Origin of the sequence: Paracoccus laeviglucosivorans (genome assembly GCF_900182695.1) — a bacterium.
GTDB classification, from domain to species: domain Bacteria; phylum Pseudomonadota; class Alphaproteobacteria; order Rhodobacterales; family Rhodobacteraceae; genus Paracoccus; species Paracoccus laeviglucosivorans.
In genome coordinates this window covers 1-5195 of the sequence record NZ_FXTK01000057.1, presented here as the reverse complement: position 1 = coordinate 5195, position 5195 = coordinate 1, and the positions used below count along the sequence as shown (strand labels likewise).

General features: G+C 63.0%; 5 protein-coding genes and 1 pseudogene. All 6 read right to left on the bottom strand.

The genetic code is table 11. The annotated features are described in order from the left end of the window. On the bottom strand, positions 1-1461 hold a 1461-nt coding region (gene tnpC, locus FN835_RS20855; protein ID WP_142665151.1), incomplete at its 3' end, for an IS66 family transposase. A gap of 123 nt (positions 1462-1584) precedes the next feature. After that, a complete protein-coding gene (tnpB, locus tag FN835_RS20850; RefSeq protein WP_142665149.1) occupies positions 1585-1938 on the bottom strand; it encodes an IS66 family insertion sequence element accessory protein TnpB in 354 nt (117 codons plus the stop codon). Continuing rightward, positions 1935-2372, bottom strand: a complete 438-nt coding sequence (gene tnpA, locus FN835_RS20845; protein WP_246098834.1) for an IS66-like element accessory protein TnpA — start codon at positions 2370-2372, stop codon at positions 1935-1937. The genes tnpB (FN835_RS20850) and tnpA overlap by 4 nt, the downstream gene beginning before the upstream one ends. A 260-nt stretch (positions 2373-2632) precedes the next feature. After that, on the bottom strand, positions 2633-4171 hold the full coding sequence (gene tnpC, locus FN835_RS20840; RefSeq protein ID WP_142665148.1) for an IS66 family transposase: 1539 nt from the start codon (positions 4169-4171) through the stop codon (positions 2633-2635). A 68-nt stretch (positions 4172-4239) separates the two neighbouring features. Further along, positions 4240-4527: pseudogene (gene tnpB / locus FN835_RS20835) on the bottom strand (IS66 family insertion sequence element accessory protein TnpB); the annotation flags it as partial. Positions 4528-4625: 98 nt separating this feature from the next. Continuing rightward, positions 4626-5015 carry a transposase gene (locus tag FN835_RS20830; RefSeq protein ID WP_142665146.1) on the bottom strand — a complete coding sequence of 130 codons (390 nt, stop codon included), beginning with the start codon at positions 5013-5015 and terminating at the stop codon, positions 4626-4628. Between the last annotated feature and the right edge of the window lie 180 nt (positions 5016-5195).

Genomic DNA, 5195 nt, shown 5'->3' with positions numbered 1-5195 from the left:
CAGGTCGTCGATGCGGCTTTGCGGGTGTCCGTTGGCAATCGCGGTCAGGGTTGCCTTGAGATAGGCGAAGGGTTCGACGCCGTTGATCTTGCAAGTCTCGATCAGGGAAGCGATGCGGCCCCAAGCGATGCCGCCTTCATCGTGCCCCGCGAAGAGCGCATTCTTGCGATTGAGGGCAATGGGACGGATCAGATTTTCGACCCTGTTGCTGTCGATCTCGACCCGGCCGTCGGTCAGGAAAGTTTGGAGCCCGTTCCAGTGGTTATGGATATAGGTCAGCTTTTCGCCCAGCCGCGACTTGGCAGAGATCTTGCGGCGTTGGGCCTGCAGCCAGTCGCCTAAGGCGGCCACCAATGGTGCTGTGCGCGCTTGCCGGGCTGAAAGGCGTTGGCCGGGCGGGATCCCCCGGATGTCGGCCTCAATGGCATAGATTTCGGCGATACGACGCAAACCCTCGGCGGCGATCTCGGAGCCGTCGCGGTCGAAGACTTCCTTCAGCTTGCGCCGTGCATGCGCCCAGCAATGGGCAATCTGAAGAGGGGCACCGCCCTTGCGGATCGGTTTGGTCAGCCGGTTGTAGCCGGTGTAGCCATCAACCTGCAGGATACCGTCGAAGCCGGTCAGGAAGGTTTCGGCATTCTCGCCGGCCCGGCCGGGAGCGTAGAAGTAGACCACGCCGGGTGGATCATCCCCGCACCATGGCCGCTCATCGCGGGCCAGCGCCCAGAGATATCCGGTCTTTGTCACCCCGCGCCCCGGGTCCAGCACCGGTGCCGTTGTCTCGTCCATGAACAGCTTGCCGGATCGCCTCAGATGCTCAGCCAGCCGGTCGACGACGGGCTTCAGATGGAATGCCGCTTTACCGACCCAATCGGCCAGCACGGCGCGGTGCAGATCAAGGCCCGCCCGTGCCATGATCTGGCTTTGACGATACAGGGGCAAATGGTCCGCATACTTGCTGACCAGCACATGGGCCAGCGTCGCTTCCGTCGGCAGACCGCCCATGATTAGGTGAGATGGCGCCGGTGCCTGCGTTACCCCGTCGGTGCAGGTCCGGCAGGCATATTTGGGGCGCACGGTGACGATCACACGCAGCTTTGCCGGCACGATGTCGAGCCGTTCCGTGCGGTCTTCGCCAATCTTGTGCATGACACCGCAGCCGCAGGGACAGATCAGGCTGTCGGGCTCGATGATCTCTTCGATGCGCGGCAGCGCAGCTGGCAGGTTGCCGATGGTGCGTTTCGGGGCCGGTCGGGCCGCAGTCGTTTCGCCGGTGCGGGCGGCCAGATGGTCCTTGCTCACCTCGACCTCGGCCAGTGCGATGGACAGGTCTTCAAAGGCCAGCTGCCGTTCATCCTCAGACAGCTTTTCCGACCGCTTGCCATGCAGGGCGTGGTTCAGCTCGGCGATCAGGTGCTCTTGCCGCCGGGTGATTTCCGCCAGCGCAGCCACCGTTTCCATCAATGCCAGAACCGCCGCGCGTTGCGCGTCAGGTATGGCGGAAAGGTCGATGGCAGGCGCTAATATCATGGGCTGACGCTAGCACGGAGCGCCAGCAAAAACACGCCAAAACAATCCGTTGATCTACTCTGATGCAGTTGGCGGGCGTGCCTCTAGGGCTTTGACTTTGCGCCAGTCCAACCCGGAAAATAGCGCCTCGAATTGGGCATGGTTCAGCGCCATCAACCCATCTTTGATGGCGGGCCAGGTAAAGCTGCCACACTCAAGCCGCTTGTAGGCCATCACCAGACCGGTGCCGTCCCAATACAAAATCTTTAACCGGTCCGCGCGGCGCGACCGAAACACAAACACCGTGCCGGTGAACGGGTCCTTGCGCAGAACCGAGGACACCAGCGCCGCCAGGCCGTCATGGCCTTTGCGAAAGTCGATAGGTCGTGTCGCGACCAAGACCCGAACCCGGTTGGACGGAAACATCATGGCGTGGGCCCGATCGCCCGCACAATCTCGGCAATCCGGGCGGCCGGCGTGGCGCCATCCAGACGGAGGATTACTTGACCCATGACGATCTCCACCGGACCCAAGGCCTGTGGGTCAGGACTTGATCGCTCCTGAGCCATCCGCATCGCTGGCGCCTCTTCCTCGCGCAGCACAAGGGGCGCAAAGCAAAGATCATCCTCTGCCAGCGCGGGCAGAACCAACCGACCATCGCGCGCACGGCCGCGCCATTCCGACAAGTGGTTCGCCCGAAGCCCATAGCGCGCCGCAACCGCGTTCACCGTCATACCGGGCTTCAGGCTTTCCGCGACGATCTGCGCTTTCAACTCGTCCGGCCAGCGGCGCTGGCCATTAGGACGGATGTCCACCCCGTAGTCCCTGAGAAACTCCACCGTAGTCGCCATCGCGAAACTCAACCGCTAATCTCCGTCAGACACGGAGTCGCAGGTCAGCCGAAAACTCGGAAGGTGCGGCCTAGAAAACGCTTACGTTTTTCCTGCCTTCGGTGAACGTCCGCATTTTCATCAAGACGGAAGTGTCTTCGCGCTCGTGGCTAAGGTCCGGATTCCGCCCGAAGGATCGTCGCTTATCGTCCGTGCTGCACGGGGCGAATGTCGGCAATGTCCCAGCCTCGACCATGCACCCACCGTGAGGCGTAGCGTAAGCGCTGTCCCGATCACACTGTGGCGGCGTAGTTCCACGGGAGCAGGTCATGGATTTGGCTTTGTTTGTGGCCGTTGACGATGGCGGTGAACGTGGTTGCCAGCCAAGCGTGGGGATCGACGCCGTTCATTTTGCAGGTCTCGATGAGCGAGGCGATGACGGCCCAGTTTTCGGCGCCGGCATCATGGCCTGCGAAGAGGGCGTTCTTGCGGTTCAGGGCGATGGGGCGGATCGTGCGCTCGACGGTGTTGCTGTCCAGCTCGACGCGGCCATCGGTCAGGAAGCGACCGAGACCACCGCGGTATTTGGCGATGTAGGCCAGCGCCTCGCCCAGAGGCGACTTGGCGGACGCGCGGGCGCGATGGTGGCTTATCCAAGCGTCGATGCGGGCCAGGATCGGGGCAGAGCGTTCCTGCCGTGCGGCAAGGCGCGCGGCGGGTTCGCTGCCTCGGATGTCGGTCTCGATAGCATAGAGATCGCGGATGAGGGTCACGCCTTCCTCGGCAATCGGGGCGGAGCCGGTGCGGGTGATCTCGATCAGCTTTCGGCGCGCATGGGCCCAGCAATACGCCAGTTGGATGCCCGGACCGATCCGGTCTGGCGCGATCAGCCGGTTGTATCCGGCATAGCCATCGACCTGAAGGATACCGCCGAAGCCCTGCAATATCCGTTCGGCATGTTGCCCGCCCCGACCGGGCGCATAGGTGAAGGCCACGCTTGGTGGAGACGCGCCGCCCCAAGGGCGGTCATCGCGGGCCAGCGCCCAGAAGTAGCCGGTCTTGGTCTTGCGAGCCCCCGGATCGAGGACCGGGGCCCGGGTCTCGTCCATGAACAGCTTGGTGGACCGCTTCAGGTCGGCAAGCAGCGCGTCATGGACGGGGCGGAGTTCAAAAGCGGCACGGCCGACCCAATCTGCAAGGGTGGAGCGGTCGAGTTCGACGCCTTGGCGGCTGTAGATCTGGGCCTGACGATACAACGGAAGATGATCGGCGTATTTACTGACCAACACATGTGCAACCGTGGCTTCGGTCGGCATGCCGCCGGGGATCAGTCGTGCCGGGGCTGGTGCCTGTGTCACACCGTCGGTGCAGGATCGGCAGGCGTATTTGGGGCGACGGGTGACGATGACGCGGAACTGCGCCGGGATGATATCCAGCCGCTCCGAGACATCTTCCCCGATGCAGTGCAGGCCGCCGCCGCAGGCGCAGATCAGGCTGTCCGGCTCGATGACTTCTTCGATGCGCGGCAGATGTTTGGGCAATGATCCGCGATTGGCGGCACGCGGCTTGGCGGGGCGTTTGGCCGCGCGGTTCTCGGCATCCTCTTCGGCATGGATTGCGGCGATGGCCGTCTCCAGATCCTCGAGCGCCAGTTCGAACTGGTCCGGATCGCTCTTCTCCGATCGGCGTCCGAAGGCTGCGTGTCTGAAGGCCGCGACCAGCTTCTCCAGCCGTTCGATACGCTCGTCCTTGCGCAGGTTATGCGCCTCCGAGGCGATCAGCATCGCCTTCAGCGTGGCAATTTCCTCAAGCAGATCAGCGGTGTGCGGCATGGTCGCAGTCTATCACCAGCTACGGCCGACACCCGCAAAAAATGGTGCGAGACCCAACAAAAACAGGACTATTCCACCGCCTCCGGTGCCCTCGCTTCGATGGCCCGAACCCGCCGCCAGTCCAGCCCGGAGAACAGGGCTTCGAACTGCGCGTGGTTCATCACCAGCAGCCCGTCCTTCACCGCAGGCCAGGTAAACGTATGCTCTTCCAGCCGCTTGTAGGCCATCACCAGCCCGGTGCCGTCCCAGTAGAGCAGCTTCAGCCGATCGGCTTTCCTCGCGCGGAACACAAAGACGGTGCCGGTGAACGGATCCTTGCGCAGCTCGTTCTTCACCATCCCGGCCAAGCTGTCATGGCCTTTGCGGAGCGAGCCATGGGCGCCATTGGTTCAAGCCCAATGGCGAGCGATGGGCTTCGTCGCCACCATGATCCGCACCCGGTTCGACGGGAAGATCACGCGTCTGCCGCCAAAGCACGCGCTACAGACGCGATCCGATCCACCGAAGCGCCGACTTCCAGACGGATTACAACTGCGCCGAACGCAATCTCTGGACCGCTCGCAGCAGGGCAGACAGAACGCGGACCATCATCTGCAGGCCCGACCATCAAGGCCGCGAACTCGACCGGATCCTCCGGCGCCGGCAACACCAGCCGCCCCTTGCGCGCCAGCGTCCGCCACGACGAGATGCGATTTGCCGGCAGACCATACCGACGGGCAACATCGTTGACCGTAGCACCCGGCACCAGCGTCTCCGCCACAATCCGCGCCTTCACATCTTCAGGCCAACTCCGGTTCTGGCGAGCGGACCCGCCAACCGTGAGAACCTCCAATGTAGTCTCCATGGAGAAACTCCAGCATCAAACAACAAAGGATGCCAGTGATCCCATCAGGAAGCGCGCTGGAAGGTGGGGGTGGGACAGCGCTTACGCTTTAGCGCCTGAGGAAGAACCAATCTGAAATGACGAAACGCAAGCGCTATTCTGCAGAGTTCAAGGCGAAGGTGGCTCTTGAGGCCATCCGCG